At 71.3% G+C, this 23,008-nt stretch carries 26 protein-coding genes; 15 read left to right on the forward strand and 11 right to left on the reverse strand.

Annotation, left to right across the window (positions count from 1 at the left end):
- Window positions 1-48 precede the first annotated feature (48 nt).
- Window positions 49-471 carry a D-aminoacyl-tRNA deacylase gene (gene dtd, locus ABZT18_RS01605; RefSeq protein ID WP_354993308.1) on the forward strand — a complete coding sequence of 141 codons (423 nt, stop codon included), beginning with the start codon at window positions 49-51 and terminating at the stop codon, window positions 469-471.
- Between the two features lie 206 nt (window positions 472-677).
- On the opposite strand, the gene ABZT18_RS01610 is transcribed toward dtd, so the two are convergent.
- Window positions 678-1,466: a sporulation protein gene (locus tag ABZT18_RS01610; RefSeq protein ID WP_354993594.1), complete on the reverse strand. Its 789-nt coding sequence runs from the start codon at window positions 1,464-1,466 to the stop codon at window positions 678-680.
- A 243-nt stretch (window positions 1,467-1,709) separates the two neighbouring features.
- Between ABZT18_RS01610 and sigB the strand changes: the two genes are divergently transcribed.
- From sigB to ABZT18_RS01630, 4 genes are all read left to right on the forward strand, one after another.
- Window positions 1,710-2,714 (forward strand): RNA polymerase sigma factor SigB, encoded by a 1,005-nt coding sequence (gene sigB, locus ABZT18_RS01615; RefSeq protein ID WP_354993307.1) that lies wholly within the window; start codon window positions 1,710-1,712, stop codon window positions 2,712-2,714.
- Window positions 2,715-2,836: 122 nt separating this feature from the next.
- Window positions 2,837-3,214 (forward strand): metalloregulator ArsR/SmtB family transcription factor, encoded by a 378-nt coding sequence (locus tag ABZT18_RS01620; protein ID WP_354993306.1) that lies wholly within the window; start codon window positions 2,837-2,839, stop codon window positions 3,212-3,214.
- A gap of 5 nt (window positions 3,215-3,219) precedes the next feature.
- Complete coding sequence (locus ABZT18_RS01625; RefSeq protein ID WP_354993593.1) at window positions 3,220-3,717, forward strand: SRPBCC family protein; 498 nt, start codon at window positions 3,220-3,222, stop codon at window positions 3,715-3,717.
- Window positions 3,714-4,121 (forward strand): VOC family protein, encoded by a 408-nt coding sequence (locus ABZT18_RS01630; RefSeq protein WP_354993305.1) that lies wholly within the window; start codon window positions 3,714-3,716, stop codon window positions 4,119-4,121. The genes ABZT18_RS01625 and ABZT18_RS01630 overlap by 4 nt, the downstream gene beginning before the upstream one ends.
- Window positions 4,122-4,145: 24 nt before the next feature.
- Here ABZT18_RS01630 and ABZT18_RS01635 read toward each other — a convergent pair whose 3' ends face one another.
- Genes ABZT18_RS01635 through ABZT18_RS01645 form a run of 3 tightly spaced genes read right to left on the reverse strand, consistent with a single transcriptional unit; the run spans window position 4,146 to window position 8,816 of the window.
- On the reverse strand, window positions 4,146-6,701 hold the full coding sequence (locus tag ABZT18_RS01635) for a GNAT family N-acetyltransferase (protein ID WP_354993304.1): 2,556 nt from the start codon (window positions 6,699-6,701) through the stop codon (window positions 4,146-4,148).
- A 24-nt stretch (window positions 6,702-6,725) separates the two neighbouring features.
- Window positions 6,726-7,907 (reverse strand): acetoin utilization protein AcuC, encoded by a 1,182-nt coding sequence (locus tag ABZT18_RS01640; RefSeq protein ID WP_354993303.1) that lies wholly within the window; start codon window positions 7,905-7,907, stop codon window positions 6,726-6,728.
- A 48-nt stretch (window positions 7,908-7,955) separates the two neighbouring features.
- Window positions 7,956-8,816 carry a sulfurtransferase gene (locus ABZT18_RS01645; protein ID WP_354993302.1) on the reverse strand — a complete coding sequence of 287 codons (861 nt, stop codon included), beginning with the start codon at window positions 8,814-8,816 and terminating at the stop codon, window positions 7,956-7,958.
- 101 nt (window positions 8,817-8,917) lie between these two features.
- Here ABZT18_RS01645 and ABZT18_RS01650 point away from each other — a divergent pair, with 101 nt between their 5' ends.
- Window positions 8,918-9,607 carry a metal-dependent transcriptional regulator gene (locus tag ABZT18_RS01650; RefSeq protein WP_354993301.1) on the forward strand — a complete coding sequence of 230 codons (690 nt, stop codon included), beginning with the start codon at window positions 8,918-8,920 and terminating at the stop codon, window positions 9,605-9,607.
- 34 nt (window positions 9,608-9,641) lie between these two features.
- Here the strand turns inward: ABZT18_RS01650 and ABZT18_RS01655 are convergent, their stop codons facing one another.
- From ABZT18_RS01655 to ABZT18_RS01665, 3 genes are all read right to left on the reverse strand, one after another.
- Entirely contained in the window at window positions 9,642-10,190 is a 549-nt protein-coding gene (locus ABZT18_RS01655) for a hypothetical protein (protein ID WP_354993300.1), read from the reverse strand.
- Between the two features lie 122 nt (window positions 10,191-10,312).
- Window positions 10,313-10,567, reverse strand: a complete 255-nt coding sequence (locus ABZT18_RS01660) for a DUF5522 domain-containing protein (protein ID WP_354993299.1) — start codon at window positions 10,565-10,567, stop codon at window positions 10,313-10,315.
- Between the two features lie 41 nt (window positions 10,568-10,608).
- Entirely contained in the window at window positions 10,609-11,598 is a 990-nt protein-coding gene (locus tag ABZT18_RS01665; RefSeq protein ID WP_354993298.1) for an asparaginase, read from the reverse strand.
- Between the two features lie 184 nt (window positions 11,599-11,782).
- On the opposite strand from ABZT18_RS01665, the gene ABZT18_RS01670 reads away from it, so the two are divergent.
- Entirely contained in the window at window positions 11,783-12,715 is a 933-nt protein-coding gene (locus ABZT18_RS01670) for a MerR family transcriptional regulator (protein WP_354993297.1), read from the forward strand.
- A 58-nt stretch (window positions 12,716-12,773) separates the two neighbouring features.
- On the opposite strand, the gene ABZT18_RS01675 is transcribed toward ABZT18_RS01670, so the two are convergent.
- Entirely contained in the window at window positions 12,774-13,445 is a 672-nt protein-coding gene (locus tag ABZT18_RS01675) for a DsbA family protein (protein ID WP_354993296.1), read from the reverse strand.
- A 227-nt stretch (window positions 13,446-13,672) separates the two neighbouring features.
- Between ABZT18_RS01675 and ABZT18_RS01680 the strand changes: the two genes are divergently transcribed.
- Window positions 13,673-13,915: a helix-turn-helix domain-containing protein gene (locus ABZT18_RS01680; RefSeq protein ID WP_354993295.1), complete on the forward strand. Its 243-nt coding sequence runs from the start codon at window positions 13,673-13,675 to the stop codon at window positions 13,913-13,915.
- A 34-nt stretch (window positions 13,916-13,949) separates the two neighbouring features.
- On the opposite strand, the gene ABZT18_RS01685 is transcribed toward ABZT18_RS01680, so the two are convergent.
- The gene (locus tag ABZT18_RS01685; RefSeq protein ID WP_354993294.1) at window positions 13,950-14,885 is read right to left on the reverse strand and encodes a DUF2332 domain-containing protein; all 936 of its coding nucleotides are present in this window, start codon (window positions 14,883-14,885) and stop codon (window positions 13,950-13,952) included.
- A 191-nt stretch (window positions 14,886-15,076) separates the two neighbouring features.
- On the opposite strand from ABZT18_RS01685, the gene ABZT18_RS01690 reads away from it, so the two are divergent.
- From ABZT18_RS01690 to ABZT18_RS01720, 7 genes are all read left to right on the forward strand, one after another.
- Window positions 15,077-15,619, forward strand: coding sequence for a sigma-70 family RNA polymerase sigma factor (locus tag ABZT18_RS01690; protein WP_354993592.1), 543 nt, complete (start codon window positions 15,077-15,079; stop codon window positions 15,617-15,619).
- On the forward strand, window positions 15,616-16,617 hold the full coding sequence (locus ABZT18_RS01695) for a hypothetical protein (RefSeq protein WP_354993293.1): 1,002 nt from the start codon (window positions 15,616-15,618) through the stop codon (window positions 16,615-16,617). Before ABZT18_RS01690 ends, ABZT18_RS01695 begins: the two co-directional genes overlap by 4 nt.
- A 179-nt stretch (window positions 16,618-16,796) precedes the next feature.
- Entirely contained in the window at window positions 16,797-17,138 is a 342-nt protein-coding gene (locus ABZT18_RS01700) for a helix-turn-helix domain-containing protein (protein ID WP_354993292.1), read from the forward strand.
- Window positions 17,139-17,363 (forward strand): hypothetical protein, encoded by a 225-nt coding sequence (locus ABZT18_RS01705; protein WP_354993291.1) that lies wholly within the window; start codon window positions 17,139-17,141, stop codon window positions 17,361-17,363.
- On the forward strand, window positions 17,360-17,950 hold the full coding sequence (locus tag ABZT18_RS01710) for a CDP-alcohol phosphatidyltransferase family protein (protein WP_354993290.1): 591 nt from the start codon (window positions 17,360-17,362) through the stop codon (window positions 17,948-17,950). Before ABZT18_RS01705 ends, ABZT18_RS01710 begins: the two co-directional genes overlap by 4 nt.
- Window positions 17,947-18,447, forward strand: a complete 501-nt coding sequence (locus tag ABZT18_RS01715; RefSeq protein WP_354993289.1) for a hypothetical protein — start codon at window positions 17,947-17,949, stop codon at window positions 18,445-18,447. The genes ABZT18_RS01710 and ABZT18_RS01715 overlap by 4 nt, the downstream gene beginning before the upstream one ends.
- Before the next feature lie 82 nt (window positions 18,448-18,529).
- Entirely contained in the window at window positions 18,530-18,853 is a 324-nt protein-coding gene (locus ABZT18_RS01720; RefSeq protein ID WP_354993288.1) for an NIPSNAP family protein, read from the forward strand.
- Window positions 18,854-19,093: 240 nt separating this feature from the next.
- Here the strand turns inward: ABZT18_RS01720 and ABZT18_RS01725 are convergent, their stop codons facing one another.
- Together ABZT18_RS01725 and nrdR are read right to left on the reverse strand one after the other, a co-directional pair.
- Entirely contained in the window at window positions 19,094-21,988 is a 2,895-nt protein-coding gene (locus tag ABZT18_RS01725) for a vitamin B12-dependent ribonucleotide reductase (RefSeq protein ID WP_354993287.1), read from the reverse strand.
- A 27-nt stretch (window positions 21,989-22,015) separates the two neighbouring features.
- Entirely contained in the window at window positions 22,016-22,519 is a 504-nt protein-coding gene (gene nrdR, locus ABZT18_RS01730; protein ID WP_354993286.1) for a transcriptional regulator NrdR, read from the reverse strand.
- Window positions 22,520-23,008 lie beyond the last annotated feature (489 nt).

Genomic DNA, 23,008 nt, shown 5'->3' on the forward strand with positions numbered 1-23,008 from the left:
TCCGCTGATGCGCGCGGCAGGCGCGGCCGGCATCACGATGGTCCGCTGATGCGCGCGGTGGTGCAGACCGTCGGGCGGGCCAGCGTGACCGTGGACGGCGAGGTGGTCGGCGCGATCGAGGACGGTCTGCTGGTGCTGCTCGGAGTGACCCACACCGACACCGCGGAGACCGCCCGGACGATGGCCCGCAAGGTGCACGAGCTGCGCATCCTGGACGACGAGCGGTCCGCCGCCGACACCGGCGCGCCAATCCTGGTGGTCAGCCAGTTCACTCTGTACGGCGACGCCCGCAAGGGCCGCCGTCCGAGCTGGACCGCAGCCGCCCCGGCCGAGGTCGCCGAACCACTGGTGACGGCGGTCGTCGAGGCCTTGCGCGAACGCGGCGCGCCGGTCGAGACCGGCCGCTTCCGCGCCCACATGCTGGTCGAGAGCACCAACATCGGCCCCCGCACCCTCCTCCTAGACCTCTAACCCAACCCCAACCCCCACCCCAACCCCCTCTCCCCGTTGATCATGAAGTTATTGCCCGCCGCGGCGGCGTGTCGGGGCAATAACTTCATGATCGCGCGGGAGAGCGTTCGGAAGGCGGGGGTGATCAAGAGGTTTGCGTCAGAATTTGCCCTCGATCTGACGCAAACCTCTTGATCACCCGCGAAGGGCACGTGGAGCTTGCCCCGTTAGGAGAAGAGGCCTCGGCGGGACAGGGACTGGCGAAGCCAGTTGTCGAGCTCGGCGGTCCAGTCGGTGCGGTCGGCGGTGGCGTGGTCGACCGTGAACCGACCGAAGGCGTCCCGACCCTCGGTGAAGACGCCGCCACGCTTGTCGACCTCCAGCACCACCTGCATCTGCTGCGCATCGGCGATGAAGGTGACCTCCAACTGGTTGATCGAGCGGGCGTACTGCGGCGCCGGGCTGAACTCGATCTCCTGGTAGAACGGCAACGTCTGCCGTACGCCATAGATGTGCCCACGCTCCACATCGGCGCGTGCGAACCGGAAACCCAGTCGCAGCAACGCGTCCAGCAATTTTTCCTGCGCCGGCAGCGGGTGCACCGACACGGCGTCCAGGTCACCCTTGTCGACCGCGCGGGCAACCTCCAGCTCGGTACGCAGACCCATCGTCATGCCGTGCAGGTGCTGCCCGTACAGCTCGGTGACCGGTGTCTCCCACGGCACGTCGAAGCGGAACGGGATGTCGTAACGCTGCCCTGGCTCCAGCCGGAACGCGCCGGTGACCTGCTGACGGTGGAACTCCTGAGTGGTGTCGTAGTCGTTGTCGCCACTCTCGACCTCGACCCGGGTGACCAGGCCGAGTGCCACGTGGTCGATGTCGACCTGGTGGTCACCCCCGACCACCTGGATGCGGCCCTCCAGTTGGCCGCCCGGGCGGCAGTTCGGGTTGGCCAGCACCGTCTCCACCGACGGGCCGCCGACCCCCATCGCCTTCATGAGCCGCTTGAAGACCACACCGTCCTCCATCTTCTGTCCCCGCCGACCGGGGTGGTCGACCGTCCGCAACGTAGCCGGGGCGGGCAACCACACATCCGGACGACACACCGCACCAGCGATCCGACCCAATTCCTGTCGGGTGCCCGATCGCCTCACTCCCGTTTTACGCCCCGCCCGCCAAGCTGTGTCTCACACCGGCACCACTGGGCCGGAGACACGGCACAGACGTGGACACGGGGAGAGACAGAGATGGTCCTGCAGATGACGGAACACCGGATGCGCCCGGCCACCACGACCGACACCGACGGGGCCTCCGAGGTCCTCGCCGACCTGGACGCCACCGACGAGCGTGGCATCTCCACCGACCTGGTCCGGGCGTACCTCAACGGGATCGGCCGCACCAAGTTGCTGACGGCCGCGCAGGAGGTCGACCTGGCCCGGCGGGTCGAGGCCGGCCTGTTCGCCGACGAGAAGCTGGCCACCTGCACCCCGGTCTCCCCGGAGCTGCGGACCGACCTGGAGCTGATCGTCGCGGAGGGCCGGGCGGCCAAGGACCACCTGTTGGAGGCGAACCTGCGGCTGGTGGTCAGCATCGCCAAGCGCTACACCGGCCGCGGGATGGCCTTTCTCGACCTGATCCAGGAGGGCAACCTCGGCCTGATCCGGGCGGTGGAGAAGTTCGACTATGCCAAGGGCTACAAGTTCTCCACGTACGCCACCTGGTGGATCCGGCAGGCGATCACCCGGGCCATGGCAGATCAGGCCCGCACCATCCGCATTCCGGTGCACATGGTCGAGCAGGTCAACCGGATGGTCCGGGCCCGCCGCGAACTGTCGGTGACGCTGGGCCGCGAACCCACGGTCGCCGAGGTCGCCCGCGCGCTGGAGATCCCCGAGATTCAGGTCATCGAACTGATCTCCTACGACCGGGAGCCGGTCAGCCTGGATCAGGCCGTCGGCGACGACGGCGAGAGCGCGCTCGGCGACTTCGTGGCCTCGGTGGACCCGCGCAACGAGCCGGGCGACGCGGCCGCGCAGGGCGAGCTACGCAACGAGGTCAGCATCGTGCTGGCCACCCTGTCCCAGCGGGAGCAGGCGGTCATTCGGCTCCGGTTCGGTCTGGACGACGGCCGGCAGCGCACTCTGGACGAGGTTGGCCGGGAGTTCGGCCTGTCCCGGGAGCGGATCCGCCAGATCGAGAAGGTGACGCTGCTGAAGCTGCGCGACCCGGAGCGGGCCCAGCGCCTGGAGGCGTACGCCTGCTGACGCACTCGGTTCCCATGGAAGGCCCTGGCGGTTCGCCGGGGCCTTCCATGCTGCGAGGTGCTTGACGGTGGCGCCGATCCGCGATAGAACCAACTGGTTATTTAACTGGGAGGTTATGAGCGGTGGGCACGAACCTGTTGGACGCGACCTTCGCGGCGCTGGCCGACCCGACCCGGCGGGCCATCCTCGCCCGGCTCGCGGTCGGTGAGGCGACCGTGACGGAGCTGGCAGAGCCCTTCGAGATGAGCCAGCCGGCGATCTCCAAGCACCTCAAGGTGCTGGAACGCGCTGGCCTGGTCAGCCGGGGGCGGGACGCCCAGCGCCGGCCGTGCCGCTTGGAGGCCCGCCCGCTGCGGGAGGCGACGGCGTGGCTCGCCGACTACCGCGACTACTGGGCGGAGAGCTACCAGCGCCTCGACAACCTGCTCGACGAACTCCAGACCATCGACCAGACCGACGCCGAGCGGCGGCGTGCCCGACCGGACGGAACGGGCGCGTGACCGGCATCGACGACCCACTCGTCGTGCACACCCAGGGCGACCGGGAGATCGTGTTGAGTCGGCTGTTCGACGCACCAGCACAGCTGGTGTTCGCCGCGTTCACCCAACCCGAGCTGCTGGTCCGGTGGTATGGCGCGCGCGGCTGGAGGTTGGCGCAGTGCGACGTCGACCTGCGGGTCGGCGGGCGGTGGCGGTTCGTGTCACTGGGCCCGGAGGGAGCCCGGATGGTCCAGGCCGGGGTCTACCGGCAGATCGACCCACCGAAGCGGCTGGTCTGCACCGAACTCTTCGACGACCAGTCCTACCCGGGCGAGACTCTGGTCAGCCACGAGTTCACCGAGTTGGCCGAGCGAACGACAGTCACCACCACGCTGCTCTACGCCACCGCGCAGGGGCGGGACACCGTTTTGCGCTACCCGATGGCCCGAGGTGTCGGGCAGAGCTACACGCGGCTCGCCGAGCTGCTGCGGTCGACAACGACGATACGAGGAGAGCAACCATGAACTGGACGTTGGAAGTCGTGATCGTGCCCGTCTCCGACCTGGACCGGGCGAAGAAGTTCTACGCCGACCAGCTCGGCTTCGCGGTGGATTACGACACGGTGATCAGCGACGAGGCACGCATCGTCCAGCTGACCCCGCCCGGCTCCGGCTGCTCGATCGTGATCGGCAAAGGCGTCGTCCCGGAGATGCCGCCGGGCTCGCTCAAGGGCCTGCAACTGGTGGTGCCCGACCTCAAGCGGGCCCACGCCGAGCTGGTCGAACGTGGTGTGGAGGTCAGCGAAATCCAGGTGGTGGGTCAGAACCCCCGGCCGGTGCCGGATCAGCTGGACAACGTCGGCTTCGTCTTCTTCGCCGACCCGGACGGGAACACCTGGGGCGTCCAGCAGATTTCCAGTCGCGCCTGAGCAGATGCTCCGAGAAGAGGGCATTTACAAGCGGCGGGGGCCGGTGTCCGGTCGGGCGACCACACCGCCGACCCGTACCTGGGCGTGCAGGACCGAGATGCCGTCCGGGCGGGCGAGCACCGGGTTGAGGGTCAGCGACCGCACCCGGGGCTGCTCGTCGGCGAGCTGACCCACCCGCAGCAGCAGGTCGGCCAGGGCCGCCCGATCGACCGGTGCGGCACCCCGGTGCCCCCGCAGCAGCGGCGCCGCCCGGGGCTCGTCGACCAGCTCGGCGGCGTCCCGGTCGGTCAGCGGCACCGCCCGCCAGGCCCGATCGCCGAGCAACTCGGTGGCGACCCCGCCGAGACTGAAGCCGACCACCGGCCCGAACGCCGGGTCTTCCACCAACTCCACCACGCAGGCCACCCCCGGCGGCACCATCGGCTGGACCAGCGCCTCCGCGCCGAAGGTCGCCGCCAGCTCGGCGTACGCCCGGCGAAGGGCGGGCTCGTCGGGCAGGTCGAGCCGGACCGCGCCGAGGTCGAGTCGGTGCCGCAGCCCGGGCGCGGCCGCCTTGAGCGCCACCGGGAAACCCAGCCGCGCCGCCGCTTCGACCGCCGCGCCGACCGAGTCGACGGGCACCGAAGCCACCACATCGATGCCGTACGCGGCCAGCAGCGCGCCCGGGTCGGTGGCGTCGCTGCGGAGCGCGGCCTGCGCGGCGGCCTGATTGATGCCGGGCAACTCGGGCGCCACCCCAGGCGGGCGGCGTAGCCACTCGGCGTACCGGTGCACCCGGGCGAGAGCCCGGACCGCCTCCTCCACGCCGCCGTACGCGGGCACCCCCGACGGCAACCGCCCGACCAGGAACGTCGCCACGGTCGGCTTGCCCAGCGCGAGAGCGGCCGGCAGCGCGGCGGTCACGTCGGCGTCCACAGCGGTCAACTGGCCGGGCAGAGGCGGGGCGAAGACCACCACCAGGGCGTCCACCCCGTCGTCGCCGGCCGTCTCCGCGAGGGCGGCGGCGAACTCGGCGGCCCCGGCGCTCGGCCCGACGTCGCGGGGATAGCCATCGGCCACGGTGAGGCCCTGCCCCGCGCAGGCGGTGGCGGCCAACCCGGTCAGGGCGGACGAGTTGCCGACCACACCGACCCGACCGCCGACCGGCAGCGGCTGGTTGGCCAACAGCACACCCACGTCGAGCAGCTCCGGCACGGTGTCCACCCGGATCACCCCGGACTGGGCGAAGAGCGCGGCCACCGCCACCTCGTCCGGCCCGGCGGTGTCGCCCACTCCGGGCGGGCGGGCGGGCGAGGCCAGTGCGACGACGGGCTTGGCGCGGCCGATCCGCCGGGCCAGCCGGGCGAACTTGCGCGGATTACCGAACGTCTCCAGGTACAACATGATCACGTCGGTGCCGGGGTCGTCCTGCCAGTACTGAAGGAGGTCGTTGCCGGAGACGTCGGCCCGGTTGCCGGCCGAGACGAAGCTGGACAGCCCGAGGCCACGCCGGTCCGCCTCGGCGAGCAGCGCCACCCCGAACGCACCGGACTGGCTGAAGATGCCGACCCGGCCGGCCGGCGGCAGCACCGGGGCGAGGGTCGCGTTGAGGCGTACCGTCGGATCGGTGTTGGCCACGCCCAGACAGTTCGGGCCGACCACCCGCATCCCGGCGGCGTGCGCCGCGCGGACCAGCGCCCGCTGTGTGGCCGCGCCCTCGGCGCCGGCCTCGGCGAAGCCGGCCGAGATGACGACGAGGCCGTGCACCCCCGCGGCGGCGGCGTCGGCGACCACCGCGGTCGCCGCCTCCGGCGGGACCGCCACCACCGCCAGGTCCACCGGCATCGCGGCCTCGACCGCCGACGGGTACGCGGGCAGGCCCGCCACGGTCGACGCGCTCGGATGCACAGGCACCACCGCACCGGTGAAACCGCCGTCGCGCAGGTGCCCGAGCACCGCCGCGCCGACGCCCTGGCCGGTGGCGCTGGCGCCGTAGACGACGATGCCCCGTGGGGCGAGCAGTCGGGCGATCGAGCGGGCCTCGGTGCGGTGTTCCCGGCCGAACTGCACCTCCAGCGTGGCCTCGGTGGGCGCGATCGGGAAGCTGAGGTGCACCACGCCGTCGGCGTACTCGCGCTGGACCTGGTAGCCGAAGTCGGAGAAGACCCGCAGCATCGTCCCGTTCGTCGGCAACACCTCGGCGACGAAGCTCATGATGTCGTTGCGACGGGCGGCGTCGGCCAGGTGCTCCATCAGCACCGAGCCGATGCCCCGACCCTGGTAGGCGTCCTCCACCACGAAGGCCACCTCCGCCTCCGGGGCCTGCGGGCCGAGCCGCTCGTAACGGCCGACCGCGACGATCTGGTCGGCGGCCAGCACCACGAACGCCTCCCGGTCGTGGTGGTCGACCGTGACGAAACGGACCAGGTCCCGTTCCGGGATGCGCGGGTACGGCGAGAAGTACCGCAGGTAGCGGGTGCGCTCGGAGAACCGGCTGTGCATCGCCACGATGCCCGGCGCGTCAGCCGGTCTGATCGGTCGCAACTGGACGGTGCTGCCGTCGCTGAGCAGCACGTCCACCGACTGGTCCACGGTCGTCACCGGCCCGGCCCTCCCCGGCCCGACTCAGTCCCGCGGATCGTGCGGATCGAGCCCGAGCAGCGGGAAGACCGTCTTTCGGGTGGCCGCGATCGCCCGGTCCACCGCGTTCGGCTCGCCGGTCGGCTGCCACGGCTCGTACGACGGGTCCGCGTCGTCGGTCATCCGCAGCGGCACCTCCCGGCCCAGACGACGGGAGGCGACCAGGTTCCGCCATGCCGGCGGGGTGGGCGTTGCCGGGTCGATCGGGTCACCGGTGGCCACGGCCAGCAGGTGACTCCAGGCCCGGGGCACCACCTCGACCAGCGCGTACCCGCCGCCGCCGGTGGCCACCCAACGGCCGTCGCACAGCTCGTCGGCGAGTGCCCGCAACGCCAGGTAGGTGGCCCGCTGCCCGTCCACCGTCAGGTTCAGGTCGGCGAGCGGATCCAGTCGGTGCCCGTCGGCACCGCACTGGCTGACCAGCACCTGCGGCCGGAACGCGCGCAGCACCGACGGCACGATGGCGTGGAAGGCCCGCTGCCAGGCGGTGTCGTCGACACCCGGAGGCAGTGGCATGTTGACAGCGGTGCCCTGCGCGCCCGGCCCGCCCGTCTCGTCCGGGAAACCGGTGCCCGGGAAGAGCGCCAGCGGGGTCTCGTGCAGGCTGACCGTGAGCACCCGGGGGTCGTCCCAGAAGATGTCCTGCACCCCGTCGCCGTGGTGCACGTCGACGTCCACGTACGCGATTCGCTCAGCGCCCAGGTCGAGCAGGCGGGCGATGGCCACCGCGGGGTCGTTGTAGACACAGAAACCGGAAGCCCGGGCTGCCATCGCGTGGTGCAGACCGCCGGCCACGTTCACCGCCCGCCGGGCATCGCCGCGCCAGACCGCCTCGGCTGCGGCCACCGTCGCGCCCGCGATCAGCGCACTGGACTCGTGCATCCCCTCGAAGACCGGGTTGTCGGACGTGCCCAGCCCGTACCCGGCGAAGAGCGGGTCGCGCGGCGCGGCGCGCACCGCGGCCAGGTAGGCCGGGTCGTGCACCCGGGTGAGCAGGGCATCGTCGGCGGGCTCCGGCTTGACCATGCGCACCCCTGGACGATCCAGGATGCCCAGCTCGCGGGCGAGCGCGATGGTCAGCTCCACCCGGATCGGGTCGAGCGGATGGTCACCCATGTCGTAGGCGAGCAGCGACTCGTCCCACACCACCACCGTGTCGTCGGACATGAGCCCATCGTTGCACGAGGACCGCCGCCGGCCCACCGCACGCGCTGGTCAGCGGCCAGGTGTCTGCCCGGAGGCGACCGGGCGCGCCGGGTCGGCCACCCAGTTGCTCCACGATCCAACGTAGAGCGCCGCGTCCGCGCGGCCGGCCAGGTGCAGCGCGAGCACCGCCTGCGCGGCGGTCACCCCGGAGCCGCAGTACGCCCCGACGGCCTGCGCCCCGGTCACCCCGACGGCGGCGAAGCGCTCGCTCAACACGTCGGCGGCCGGGAAGCGCCCGTCCGGGCCGACGTACTCCCCGGCGGGCAGGTTCGCGGCTCCCGGCACGTGCCCGGCGACCGGGTCGATCGGCTCCACCTCGCCCCGGTAGCGGGGCGCCGCCCGTACGTCGAGCAGCACGGCGTCGTCCGCGGCGGCCAGCGCGGCGGCCTGGCCCGCGTCGAGCACCGGGAGATGGCCGGGGCGCACCTCGACATCGCCAGGGGTGGGGGCGGGTGCGTCGGTGGAAACAGGCCGTCCAGCGGCGACCCAGGCCGGGTAGCCGCCGTGCAGCAGCCGCACCGGGCGGTGCCCGGCCCAGCGCAGTGTCCACCAGGCCCGCGCGGCGGCCAGGCCGTCGCCGCCGTCGTACACCACCACGGAGTGACCGGCGCGGACGCCGGCGGCCCGCAGCGCGGCCTGCAACGCGGCCGGGTCGGGCAGTGGATGCCGGCCGCCGACGCCCGGCGGCCCGCAGAGCGCCGTGTCCAGGTCGATGAAGACCGCGCCGGGCAGATGGCCGGCGAGGTAATCGTCGTGGCCGGGCGGGCCGATGAGCCGCCATCGGACGTCGAGCAGGGTGGGCGGATCGGCGCGGTCGAGCTCGGCGGCGAGCCGATCGACCTCGACCAGCGGCTCCTGGGTACCGGACATGGCGACCATCCAACACCATCCGTGTCGACGGCACGCGGTTCGGCGGCGGCCGCTGGCCGAACACCCGAGGTAGCATCGTGCACCGGAGGGCCGCTGACGTTATGAAGTCTCACGACCTGGTCGACACGACCGAAATGTACCTGCGCACCATCCTTGAGTTGGAAGAGGAGGGGGTGCCGCCACTGCGTGCCCGGATCGCCGAACGGCTGCAGCAGAGCGGCCCCACCGTGAGCCAGACCGTCGCCCGGATGGAGCGCGACGGCCTCCTCACCGTCGAAGGCGACCGGCACCTGACGCTCACCGCGCAGGGACGTGGCAGCGCCGTGTCCGTGATGCGCAAGCACCGCCTCGCCGAACTGCTGCTGGTCAACGTCATCGGGATGCCCTACGAGGAGGCCCACGAAGAGGCCTGCCGCTGGGAGCACGTGATGAGCGACGCGGTGGAGAAGCGGGTGTACGACCTGCTCAACCGGCCGACCCGCTCCCCCTACGGCAACCCGATCCCGGGTCTGCAGGAGCTGGGCTCGCCAGCGGTGGAGACCACCGAGGCCGTTGAGGGCGAGCGCAACCTGGCCTTCCCCGGCCTCTCCGGGCCGGTCGTGGTGCGCCGGATCTGCGAGAGCGTGCAGAAGGATGCCGAGGTGCTGCGCCAACTGCACGCCGCCGGTGTCGACCCGGGGGCCACGGTGACCGTGGCGCAGGAGCGCGACGGGGTGTCGATCGACCGCTCCGGGGACCGGGTGCGCCTGCCCCGCGAGGTCGCCTCCCGCGTCTTCGTCGCCGCCAACTGAGTCGCCGCCAACTGGCCAACCGGACACCCGGGAATCACAGCGCCCGGGTGTCCACCTTCTTGGCAAGCGCGGCCAGGCCGCCGGTCAACTTCTCGGCCTCCGCGCGCTTACTGCCGCGAACACCTGTCCAGCTCAACGTGGCCAACCGTCCGTCGGCGGCCAGCCAGCCCACCTCGGCGACCGGTCCGTGCCCGCTCGCCGCGGCGATGGTCCGCCTGTACGCCTGCTGACCCAGACCGGTGACCTTCGCCGCCTTGTCGGGTGTCACGTCCGCGCCGAAGGTGGTCTTGTCGATCGTGGTCTCGGTCACGCTCAACATCAGCTCCGGCAGGGTCGCGCCTCCGGCGCGGACCACACAGGTGTGTGTGTCGCCGTCTTCGCTGGCCGCCGCCACGTCGAAGCGCGCCTTGACCAACTGCTCGATCACCGCGAAGTCCAGCAGCCGACAGGCGCCGCCCGAGGAGGCCGCTGCCACGTCCACCGCGATCGGCACCGGCGGCGGCACCGCCACCGGCTCTGCCTCGGCAGCGCAGCCGCTCACCAGCAGCCCCGCCAGCCCGGCGACCACGATCCGCCCGCGCACGTTCCACCCTCTCGCCGACCGACGGCGGAAGCCGCCCGCCTGATGTCCGTCGGAAACCGTACGGGGTGTCCGGGTCGGGCGGAAGCCCTCGTTCGGAGGGCCCGCCGGGACCCGGTCGGCGTTCATCCGGACGGTGGGTCGTCGACGTACGGGCAGTGCCGGCAACCGCGTCCGCAGCACGTGCCGCGCCGGGCCAGGAAGCCAGCGCTGAGCACGAACAGCCCGGTCGCCGGGTCGAGGTAGCCGGCCTCCCCGGCGGCCAGCGCGGCTGCGTGCACGGCGAGGACGTGGGCCCGGTCGGGGTGCTCGGGCGGGAGCCGGGACGGGTGCGGTTCGGTGAGCGGCCGATCGGCCAGGGGTCGTCGCTCTCCGGTCACCGCAGCAGTCTAGGGACGCCGTCGGAGCGCCCGGCCCGTGGTCAGCCGTGCCGTGCCAGGGCGGCGGCCACCTCGTCCGAACCGGCGCCAGCGGCCAGTAGCAGCCGCAGCAGCACCCGGGCCTTGTACGGGTCGAGCAGCCCGCCGTTGAGCAGCCCGCGCCGTTGCAGGTCGGTCTCCGAGCCGACCGCCCCGTAGGTGTGCCGCAGCACCGACCCGGCCCCGGAACGGGAGGTGAGCACGACCGGCATCTGGCCGGCGAGGTCCCCGAGCACCGGGGCCAGCGGGGCAGGCACGTGCCCCACCCCGAAGCCGGCCACCACCAGACCCTGGTGGGTGCTGGCCAGGCCGTTCAGCAGGAGCCCGTCGTCGTCCATGGTCACCACGTACAGGGCCACCCGGGTCCCGTCGAGCCGGGCGGGGTCGATCGGCGGCAGCGGCTCGTGCCGCTCCGGCCGGGTGAGCATCCGCACCTCCCCCTCGATCACCTGACCGATCGGGCCGGCGTTGGGTGCGGCGAAGGTGGCGGTGCTGGTGCTGTGCGTCTTGCGCAGCCAGCGAACGGCGTGCACCTCGTCGTTGACGGCGACCAGCACGCCCAGGTCACGGGCGGCCTGCGCTGCGGCCACCCGGATGGCCGCGAGCAGGTTCGCCGGCCCGTCCGCGCCGGCCAGGGTGGGGTTGCGCATCGCGCCGGTGAACACCAGCGGGGCGGCGTGCGGCCAGACCAGGTCGGCCAGGAACGCTGTCTCCTCCAGCGTGTCGGTGCCCTGGGTGACCACCACGCCGGTCGCGCCGCCGGCCACCGCCCGGGAGGCCTCCTCGACCATGTCGAACAGGTGGCGGCCGGTGAGGTTGGCGCTGGGCACCGCGTGGGGGTCCCGCACGTCCACGGGTACGCCCAGCTCGGCGAGGCCGGGCACGGCGGCGGTGAGGTCCGCGCCGGTGAGACGGGTGACCACGCCGGGACGGCTGGCGTCGACGCCGGCCATCGCGATCGTGCCGCCGAGGGTGATCAGGGCGATGGACACCGGTGGAGCCTCCGTTCCGCCATCCGGGTGTCGGCGGCCCTGGGACCGTACCCGCCCTGCCGACCGGCTCGACGCTCCGACCGGCCCTGGCCGCACGGGGATCCACCGCCGAGCTGGTGGTGCAGCCGCACGCCGACAGTGCCGGGCTTGAGTCTCCAGCGGGGGGAGACGGCAGGGTGGGGGCATGAGCGGTGAAACGCGGTACACGATCGGCGAGCTGGCCCGGCGGATCGGCCTGAGCGTCAAGACCATCCGCTACTACGCCGACCAGGGCGTCGTGCCGCCGACCGACCGCAGCGCGGCCGGCTACCGCCGCTACGGGCCGGAGGCCGTCGCCCGGCTGGAGCTGGTCCGGACGCTGCGCGACCTTGGCGTGGACCTCGCCACCATCCGCCGGGTGGTGGATCGGGAGGTGCCGCTGCACGAGGCGACGGCCGCACACGCAGAGGCCCTCGCGGTGCAGATCAAGGTTCTCCGGCTGCGCCAGGCGGTGCTCACCGAGGCGAGCCGGCGCGGTGCTGGCCCGGAGCAGGTGGAGCTGCTGCACCGGCTGGCCCGACTCTCCGACCAGGAGCGGCACCGGCTGGTCACCGATTTCCTCGACGCCGTCTTCGACGGCGTGGCCACCGGGCCGGCGTACCCCGGGATCATGCGGTCGCTGACGCCGGAACTGCCCGACGAGCCCAGCACCGAGCAGGTGCGGGCGTGGATGGAGCTGGCCGAGCTGGCGCAGGACCCGGACTTCCGCGCCAGCCTGCGGCGGTTGGTGCGGCAGTACGACGCCGATCACGACGTCCCGGCGCTGCCCCGCCCGGATGCCGTTGCGGTGGCCCGAGACGCGGCGGCCCCCGCCCTCGCTGCCGGCATCGACCCGTCCACACCCGCCGCCGACTCCGTCGTGGCCGCCGTCACCGGCCGGTACGCGCAGCTCACCGACCGCCCCGACGACGCCGACCTGCGGCGCCGGCTGCTGACCCGGCTGGAGACGGCGAACGACCCGCGCCGGGACCGCTACCTCGACCTGCTCGCGGTGGTGAACGGCTGGCCGGCGGGCGGGCATACGGCGCCGGCGCTGGACTGGTTCGTCCGGGCCCTGCGCGCCAGAACGCCCCGCTAGGTCACGTCCATTCCTTCCGGCAGTGGGCAGGACGGTGTCTGGCCGGCCACGGGCGGGATCAGATGCTGCGCTCGGGCACCGCGCATCCGTCCGGGGCGCACATGCCCTCGGCGCCGTCGACGACCGGCAGCGGCTGCGGCGTGGTATGGCTGTCGTCCCACGCCTTGCTGATCACCGCCAGCAGCTCATCGGTGCCGATAGCCCCGGGGACGGCGAAGCGACCGTCGAACACGAGGAACGGCGCGCCTCGGGCGCCGAGTCGCTCGGCCTCGTGCTGGTCGGCTGTCACCCGGGCCCGGTAGCGGCGGCTGCGCAGGGCTTCGGCGGCCTCGGCGCGGTCCAGGCCCACCTCAGCGGCGAAGTCGAGGACTTCCCCGGCCGTCCACAGCTTGCGTGCCTGCCCGAAGTGCGCCCGGAACATCGCCGACCAGATCTCGTTGCCCCGGCCCTGGTCAGCGGCGTAGGCCAGCAGCTCGTGGGCCAGGTCGGTCGGGCCCAACGTGCGATCGACCGCGCGGTAGGGCGTCAGGCCCTCCGCCGCGGCGGCCCGCTCGATCGGCCGTAGGACCCGGTCCACGGTCGTTGCGGGAGCGCCAGCCATCTCGATCAGTTTCACCTGGCTGACACCCGCACGCGGCAGGTCAGGGTGTAGCTGGAACGACCGGTGGATCACCCGCACCTGGTCGCCGTACGCGAAACGGTCCAGCGCCCGGTGCAGGCGGTGGTCCATCTGTGTGTAGCGACCAAGCGACGGATGGGCAATGACGATGAGCGCAGAGGATCTTCGACGGAGACGCACCAACGTGCGGGCGAACGTCCGGAAGACGCCAGGGCCCTGCGCGCACTGGGAGGATGAGGACGCCGACTTCATCCGTGAAGTCCTGGACCTCGTCGGCGACAAGTGGAGCGTGCTGATCATCGGCACCCTCGCCGACGGCCCCACCCGCTACTCGGATCTTGGCTGCCGCGATCCCCGGCATCTCGCAGCGGATGCTCACGCTGACCCTGAAGCACCTACAGCGCACCGGGCTCGTCAGCCGGACCTCCTACCCCGAAGTCCCACCCCGCGTCGAGTACGCCCTCACTGAACTCGGCACGTCATTGCTGTCCACCGTCCTGGCCCTGGCGGCCTGGTCCGCCGACCACCATGCCGAGATCCGCCGCCACCAGAGAGCATTCGACAACGGCACCGCGACGTAGGACCGCTTCGATCCTCGACGCAGGCCCCGACCCGTCAGCCGAACCAGGTCATCGCCTGGCCGTGCCCCCGGGTCCAGGCCACCGGTGTGCCATCCAGCGCGAGGACGTTGTGCAGCGCATCGCTCGGCGGGTCGGGCAACCCGTCGTACCGCAGCACCTCCGGACCCTCGTTCGCGACCCAGTGCCCGGGCAGCTCACCGACCAGCTGGACGAACGCCTCCCGGCGCGCGGCGGGCACCTGATAGAGCACGGACGTGTGGAACACCACCAGCGTCGCGCCGGCCGGCGCCCGCGCGGCCAGTGCCGGCAGGTCGTCCACCAGATCGCCACGTAGCAGCAGCGGCGGATCGGCAGCGGCGACCGCCGCCGCGGCGCGCAGCCGGGTTCGCCGGTGCGCGTGCTCCGGCCAGATCAGCGCGTCCAACCAGGACACGTCGTCGGGGTCGGTCACGTCGAGCGGGTTGAGGTCCAGGCCGGCCCGCCACACCACCTGGGGTACGCGTGCCGGCGGCACCAACCCGCTTGCCGCGCACTCCAGGACCGGCTCGCCGGAGCCGACCTGGTGCTCGCCGTAGCGGTACGCGTACCGGTCGGGGTAGAGGCCGAGCCCGGCGGACGCGCCGACCTCCAGCAGGGCGAGCGGCTGCGGCAGCGCGGCGAGCACCGGCAGCAGCACCGCGCACCGGCCGGTCTCGTTCGTCTGGGTGGCCCGGGTGCGGAGCTGCGCCTCGATGGCGGGCCAGTGCGTCACCGCGTAGTCGTGGAAGGCGGCCGGATCATCGACCGGGCCGCCGAGCCAGCGGACGACGCTGAACAGCAGATTCGGCTGCCGCTTGGCTGGCGGAAGCCCGTCGAGCAGGGCGAGCAGTTCGGCGTCCCGGGACACGGCGAGCGCCAGACGCTCGTAGACGGGCGACACCCCACGCGCCTCCCGGACGGCGAAGTCGACATAGTTCCCCGCGCTCGTCATGGCCCGATGGTCGCAGACCGCGAGCAGCATCCGGGGGGCGGACACTGGTCGAGCACCATGAACCCAGTCACGTGGATCGGGCATGAACAGGTATGACGACAACACCCAGGCCGTACCCGCCGGACGTGGGGTCAGCCGACGCAAACGACCAGGGGTCGGAACCGCCCGACGACGGGGATGCCGACCATGCCCTGATAGCGCAGTCCGTTCTGGTCGCGGAGCGGTTCGCGCCACTGTTCGACCGGCACGCGGGGGCGGTGCACCGGTATCTGGCCCGACGCATCGGGCCGGAGGCTGACGACCTGCTGGCCGAGACGTTCCTGATCGCGTTCCGCCGTCGGGCGGCGTACCGGCCGGCACAGGTCGACGTTCGCCCGTGGCTGTTCGGCATCGCGACCAACCTTCTGCGCAGGCACGTACGGCAGGAGGAGCGGCGGTACCGGGCGCTGGCCCGTGCCACGGCAGACCGGCCCGCGCAGCCTTCGCCGGCCGATGACGCGGAGGGCCGGGTGGACGCCCGGTCGCTCCGGCGTGACCTGTCCGCCGCGCTGGCCACCCTGCACCGTCGAGACCGCGATGTCCTGTTGCTCACCGCGTGGGCTGACCTGTCGTACGCCGAGATCGCGGTCGTCCTGGACATCCCGGTCGGCACGGTCCGCTCCCGGCTCAACCGCGCCCGGCGGGTCACCCGCGAAGCTCTTCCCGCCCTCTGGACCAGCGAGGAGCCGTCATGAACGAGATCGCCCTGCTTCGTGAGCACGGCCCCGACCCCGTACCCCCCTCCGAGCCGGCCCTGGCCGCGGCCAGGTCTCGGCTGATGGCCGAAATCGCGGGCACCGCCGCACGACGGCCCGGGCGGTGGGCCAGGCCGGGGCGCCCCGCCTGGACGCCGCGGACACGGCTGCTGAGTCTCGCCGCCGTCGCCGCGATCGCGGCGGCAGCCGTGGCGGTCATCGGTGCGCCGCCCGATCCGCCACCACCTGCGGTCCGACCGCCTGCTGGAGTGTCGCTCGTCTCCTTCACTGCTCCGGTCTTCCCGCTTGCTCTGGACCCGCGGCCCGCCGGGCTGACGGACCCGGTGTTCAGCGGTGAACCGGACCACTTCATCGCCGTGTACCTCGCGGGTGACGGCGGGAACGACGACGTCTACCTGGGGGTCTGGTCGCAGGACGATCCACGCGCCCATGACGCGCGGGCCCGTGCGATCACGATCGACGGTCGACCCGGAGAGCTCACGGAGACCCCGCAGGAAACCGGCTCGCCATCGGTGACGGTGCGGTGGCAGCGGAAGCCGGGTCAGTGGGTGTCGGTTACCGGCAACGGCCGCCTCGCCACCGAGGCCACCGTCCGGGCCCTCGCCGCCGCCCTGGTGGACCGGCCGCAGGAGGTCCCATTGCGGGTCGGCCTGGCACCAGCTGGCTGGGAGCTGCGCTTCTTCAAGGACAACACGATCCTGACTCTGGGCGACGCTGGCTCGGACGACTCCACGAGGACCATGTCGGTCCAACTGGTAGCCGGTCTCGAGTCGGATCTCATGGGCTGGGTTCAGGGTGCCGTCGAAGAACAGCCGGTACGGGTCAATGGTCGGGCGGCACGGCTCGTTCGGACCGAGGAGATCTGGTTCCTGCAGGCGCCGTTGCCGGACGGTACGGCCTTCAACCTCCAAGCACCGCTCTCCTTCACCCCGGATCAGGTGATCGCGATCGGTGCGCAGGTCACCGTACGACGCTGACTGTGCAAGCGAGCGGGCCTCGGGCATGAGTCATCACGCCCGGGGCCCGTCCAGCGGGTCGGGTCAGCACGTTGCCTGGTCGGGGTCGGGCGGAATCCACGTGGCAGGCAACTCGGTGCGTCGGGTTGACAGCTGTTCTAGCGCATGCCAATAATAGTTGGCATGAGCCAAGGTGAGCTATGGGAGAGCTGAGCGGCGACCGGCTGGTCGAGGTCCTTGCCACCCTGGCCAGTCCGCACAGACTGCGTGTGCTCGCCGCACTGACCGGCGGACGCGCCTACGTGTCACAGCTCGCCCGCGACCTGGGCATCAGCCGCGCACTGCTGCAGGTGCACCTCAAAAAGTTGGAGAAGGCCGGGCTGGTCACCGCGCATCTGGAGTTGTCCGCGGACGGCAAGGCACTCAAGTTCTACGAGGCCACGCCGTTCTCGCTGCACCTCACGCCCGACATGGTGGCGGCCGCCGTCACGACCCTGAGCAACGCCGGTGACGGCGAAGCCGTACCGAAAGGAAACAGTTAGATGGACGTCGCCTCGGTCTTCCTCATCGTCGTCGCCGCCCTGCTCATCGCAGGCGTCTGGTATGCGGCCGTCCGCAAGCGGGTCACCGTGTCGGGCGAACTGCAGCGGCAGTACGTCGAGCAGGCCACCGAAACACAGCGCCTGCTCACCGACATGAGCACGCAGCTGGCCGATCTGAACCGGCGCACCGCGGACATACAACGGATCCTCAAGGACGCGGAATGACCGCCGTCGGCCTCAGTCCGCCGGTCACGCTGCTCAACATCCCCAACGCCATCACCGCCGTACGGACGGCCGCCTCCGTCGGGCTCGCCGTGGCGGCGCTGACCCACCGCAGCGCCCATCTGCTCGTCGCCGCGTACCTGATCTACTGGATCGGCGACATCCTCGACGGTTTCACGGCCCGAGCCCTGGGACAGGAGACGCGTACCGGCGCGGTCTTCGACATCGTCGCGGACCGTGCCTGCACGTCGGCCTGCGCCGCCGCACTGGTCGTGCTGCGGCCCGCCACGGCCCTGCCGGTCGCGGTGTTCCTCGTCCAGTTCATGGTCATCGACCAGTTGCTGAGCCTGATGTTCCTGCGCTGGCCGCTGCTGAGCCCGAACTACTTCGCCCGCGTCGATCGGCGCATCTACCGGTGGAACTGGTCTCCGCCGGCGAAGGCGCTGAACACCGCCGCGGTGGTAATCCTCGCGATCTACACACCGACAGCCGTGGCCGTCGCATTCGCCCTCGGGGTCGCCGCGGTGAAGGTCGTCTCGTTGGTCTGCGCCGCCAAGTTGCCGGTGGGCCTGCCGCACACCCAGCCATGATCGCCGTCCTGACGGCTGCGGCCGTCGGGCTCCTGTCGGCGTTCCTGCCGTTCACCCCCGCCGAGCCGTACCTGATCGCCGCCGGGGCGACGACCGGCGCGCCGGCGGTGGCGCTCGGCGTGGCCGCCGCCGCCGGTCAGACTGCCGGCAAGGTCCTGATCTTCCTCGGTGCGCGCGGCGCCATCCGCTCGACCTGGCTGCAACGCCGGCTCACCAGACGCCCGCCCGCCGCGCCGCAGCCACCAGGCCGACTGGGCACGATGCTCGCGCGTTCGAAGGCGGCCGGCACCCGACTCGTCGAGGTGATGGAACGTCCCCGCCAGGCGACCGGGGTGCTGCTGGTCAGCGCCGTCACCGGATTTCCACCGCTGCTGGCCGCCAGCGTCTACCTGGGCCGCACGCCCATGCGCCCGGCCGCCTTCGCGGCGACGTGCCTGCTGGGCCGAACGATCCGCTTCGTAGTGATCGCGCTGGCCCCGCAGCTCGCCGGCTACTGAACGATGGCTACCAACCCGGCATCCACGTCGGCGCCGCGCGGTCGTGCCGAGCTACGAGAGCACCGGCCCGTATGGTGACGCCATGATCACCTGCGTCGTGCACTACACCATCGACCCCGCGCAGATCGAGGCGTTTGAAGACTTCGCCCGCGCGTGGATGCGGCTGGTGGCCAAGCACGGTGGTGTGCACCACGGCTACTTCCTACCCGCCGAGGGAGCCAGCGACCAGGCCGAGGCGCTGTTCAGCTTCGAGAGCCTGGCAGCCTACGAGCGTTACCGCGCACGGTTCGGCAATGACCCGGAGTTCGTCGCGGCTGACAGCATCCGCGACGACTCGGGATGTGTCGTGCGGTACGAGCGGACGTTCATGCGCCCGCTCCTGCCGCAATCGACCTCGGCCGGATGACCGCTTACTCAAAGACGAAGATCTCTGTGAAAATTCGGACCCGACGCAGCATGGTCTGCCGGCTCGGCTCCATTGAGGGCACTAACGACGATGAGCGCTATACCTCAGAGTCATAGTTATGCCTCTGAGGTATAGCGATCTCACGGCACATGCGCCCTCGGCGAGGACCTGCGAGAGCTGGAAACGGCGCTGCCCCGACCTCCGAGCAGGAGGCCTGGGCAGCGCCGCGTTGCGCGTACGTCAGCTGCAGCCGCTGGTGGAGCCGCAGCCCTCGCAGACGTAGCAGCTACCGGCCGGGCGCATCTTCGTACCGCAGGTGAAGCAGAGCGGCGCGTCGGCGGCCTTGCCGATCACGGCCTCCAGCAGTTCGGTGCTGGAACCCACGCTCGGGGCCGGCTTGGCAGCGGCCACCTCGGCCATCTCCTGGGCCGGCTGCGCGATGGCCTCCGGCTTGGGCGGGCTCTCCACCGGCGCCGAGGACGCCATCGCGGTGAGCTCCGCTCCGGTGACCCCGGCGGCTTCCGCGTCGGCCTCGGCCCGCAGTTGGGCGGCCCGCTCGGATGCGGTGAAGATGCCCAGCTCGGCGCGGCGCTCGTAGGGCAGGAAGTCCAGCGCCAGGCGACGGAAGATGTAGTCCATCACCGAGGCCGCCATCCGCACGTCCGGGTCATCGGTCATGCCGGCCGGCTCGAAGCGCATGTTGGTGAACTTGCTGACGAACGTCTCCAGTGGCACGCCGTACTGCAGGCCGATGCTGATGGCCACCGAGAAGGCGTCCATCACCCCGGCCAGGGTCGAGCCCTGCTTGGACATCTTGAGGAAGACCTCACCGAGGCCGTCGTCCGGGTAGGACGACGCGGTGAGGTAGCCCTCGGCACCACCGACGGAGAAGCTGACCGTCTCGGACGGGCGCTTCTTCGGCAGGCGCTTACGCACCGGCCGGTACTCGATGACCTTCTCCACCGCGCTCGGCGCGGCCGACACGGTCTCGACGGCGGCCGGCTCGGTGGCCTTGTTGGACTTCGCCACCGAGAGCGGCTGGCCGACCTTGCAGTTGTCCCGGTAGATCGCCAGCGCCTTGAGGCCGAGCTTCCAGCCCTCGAAGTAGATCTTCTCGACGTCCTCGACGGTGGCCGCCTCCGGCATGTTGACCGTCTTGGAGATGGCGCCGGAGACGAACGGCTGGATGGCCGCCATCATCCGCACGTGACCCATCGGGGCGATCGTCCGCTCCCCCATCGCGCAGTCGAAGACCGGGTAGTGCTCCGGCTTGAGGCCGGGAGCGTCCACCACGTGGCCGTTGTCGGCGATGTATTCGACGATCGCCTCGACCTGCTCCTCGGGGTAGCCGAGGCTGCGCAGGGCGCGCGGAACCGTCTGGTTGACGATCTGCATCGAGCCGCCGCCGACCAGCTTCTTGAACTTGACCAGCGCCAGGTCCGGCTCCACGCCGGTCGTGTCGCAGTCCATCATGAACCCGATCGTGCCGGTCGGGGCGAGCACGCTCGCCTGCGCGTTGCGCCAGCCGAACTTGTCGCCGATCTTGTTGCCCTGGGTCCACTGCTTGGTCGCCTCGCGGACGATCGCGGTGGCCACCGGGCTGGTCGGCTTGATCTCGTCGTTGGCCGCGGCGTGCTTGCGCATGACCCGCTTGTGCGGCTCGGCGTTGCGGGCGTAGCCGTCGTACGGGCCGACGACGCCGGCCAGCTCGGCCGAACGGCGGTAGGCGGTGCCGGTCATCAGGGACGTGATCGACGCGGCGACCGAGCGGCCCTGCTCCGAGTCGTACGGCAGGCCGGTGGCCATCAGCAGAGCACCCAGGTTGGCGTAGCCGATGCCGAGCTGCCGGTAGGCGCGGGAGGTCTCACCGATCTTCTCGGTCGGGAAGTCCGCGAAGCAGATCGAGATGTCCATCGCGGTGATGACGAACTCGACGGACTTGACGAACTTCTCCACCTCGAAGCCACCGTCGGCACGGAGGAACTTCATCAGGTTGAGCGAGGCCAGGTTGCACGAGGAGTTGTCCAGGTGCAGGTACTCCGAGCACGGGTTCGACGCGGTGATCCGCCCGGTCTCCGGGCAGGTGTGCCAGTCGTTGATCGTGTCGTCGTACTGCAGACCCGGGTCGGCGCACTCCCAGGCGGCCTGCGAGATCGTACGGAACAGCTTCTTGGCGTCGACGGTGTCGATCACCGAGCCGTCGAGCCGGCCACGCAGGTCGAAGCCGCCGCCGTTCTGCACCGCCGACATGAACTCGTCGGAGACCCGGACCGAGTTGTTGGCGTTCTGGTACTGCACGCTGACGATGTCGGAGCCACCGAGGTCCATGTCGAACCCGGCGTCACGCAGGGCGCGGATCTTGTCCTCCTCGCGCGCCTTCGTGACCACGAACTCCTCGATGTCCGGGTGGTCCACGTCGATGATGACCATCTTGGCGGCCCGGCGGGTCGCGCCGCCGGACTTGATGGTGCCGGCGGAGGCGTCCGCGCCGCGCATGAAGCTGACCGGGCCGGAGGCGGTGCCGCCGGAGGAGAGCAGCTCACGGGACGAGCGGATCCGCGACAGGTTGACCCCGGAGCCGGAGCCCCCCTTGAAGATCAGCCCCTCCTCCTTGTACCAGTCGAGGATCGAGTCCATCGAGTCGTCGACAGCCAGAATGAAGCAGGCGCTGACCTGCTGCGGCGACGGCGTACCGACGTTGAACCAGACCGGCGAGTTGAAGCTGAACACCTGGTTCAACAACATCCAGGTCAGCTCGTGCGCGAAGATCTCGGCGTCGGCCGGGCTGGCGAAGTAGCCGTACTCCTCACCCGCGGTGCGGTAGGTGGTGACCACCCGGTCGATCAGCTGCTTGAGCGACCACTCCCGCTCCGGGGTCCCCACCGCGCCCCGGAAGTACTTCGTGGTGACGATGTTCGCCGCGTTGACGCTCCACGACGCCGGGAACTCGACGCCACGCTGCTCGAAGTTGATCGAGCCGTCCCGCCAGTTCGTCATCACGACGTCGCGGCGCTCCCAGGTGACCTCGTCGTACGGGTGGACCCCCTCAGTCGTCCACACCCGCTCGATCTTCAGCCCAGCGCTCGCGTTGGCCTTGCCACGTGACCTGCTTGTCGTCACACCATCCCCCGACATCTCATCCGCCCCCTCGTCAAACAAAACTCAATTGGTACGGCCGGCGGGTCCCGCCGCCCCGGCCTCCGCCGCGCCCGCCCGGGCGCGGGCGGCGACCCGCAATGTCTCAATCTCCTGCTCGAAGTCGGCGAGCGAGTCGAAGGACCGGTAGACGCTGGCGAACCGCAGGTACGCCACCTCGTCCAGGCCCTGCAGAGGGCCCAGGATCGCCAGCCCCACGTCGTGGCTGGGAATCTCGGCCGCGCCCTTGGCCCGCACGGTCTCCTCGACCTTCTGAGCCAGCAACGCGATCGAGTCCTCGTCGACCGGCCGGCCCTGGCACGCCTTGCGCACCCCGCCGATGATCTTCGTACGGCTGAACGGCTCGGTCACCCCGCTGCGCTTGACGACCGCGAGGACCGCCTCCTCGACCGTGGTGAACCGCTTGCCGCACTCCGGGCAGGACCGCCGCCGTCGGATGAGCTGGCCGTCGTCGGCCTCCCGCGAGTCGACCACCCGGGAGTCAGCGTGCCGGCAGTACGGACACCGCATCGCCCACCTCCTAAAAATGATCAACTACGCGTACACCGGACACCCCCGGGCACGACTCACCACGACGGTGCCATCCTCGGATGACGCCCGCCGTGATCGACGTTACGGGAGTGCGGTCGGTAGTCGGACCCAACCTGTAGGCAACTTACGCCCATGTCACTACTACATCTAGGGGTTGACCGTATGTCGCAGGCGAACCCGGGTCAAGTTGGCGCGCCTGTCCGGCGCGTCACGGACCATCCGGTCATCCACCCCCACCACCACGCCCAAAAACCCAACGCCGAGACCGCCGCCGAGTTACCGCCACCCCACCACCCGCACCAACCCCGCCTCACCGACCCCTGCCTCGCCGACCCCTGCCTCGCCGACCCCTGCCTCGTCGATCTAGGGCACATCACCACTAGTGGATCTCCAATCACGGCGATATGACCTAGATCAACGAGGGCGGGGGGCGGGGGCGGGCGGGCGGGGCGGGCGGGGCGGGCGGGG

The sequence above is a fragment of the Micromonospora sp. NPDC005291 genome, assembly GCF_040607415.1.
Lineage (GTDB): Bacteria > Actinomycetota > Actinomycetes > Mycobacteriales > Micromonosporaceae > Micromonospora.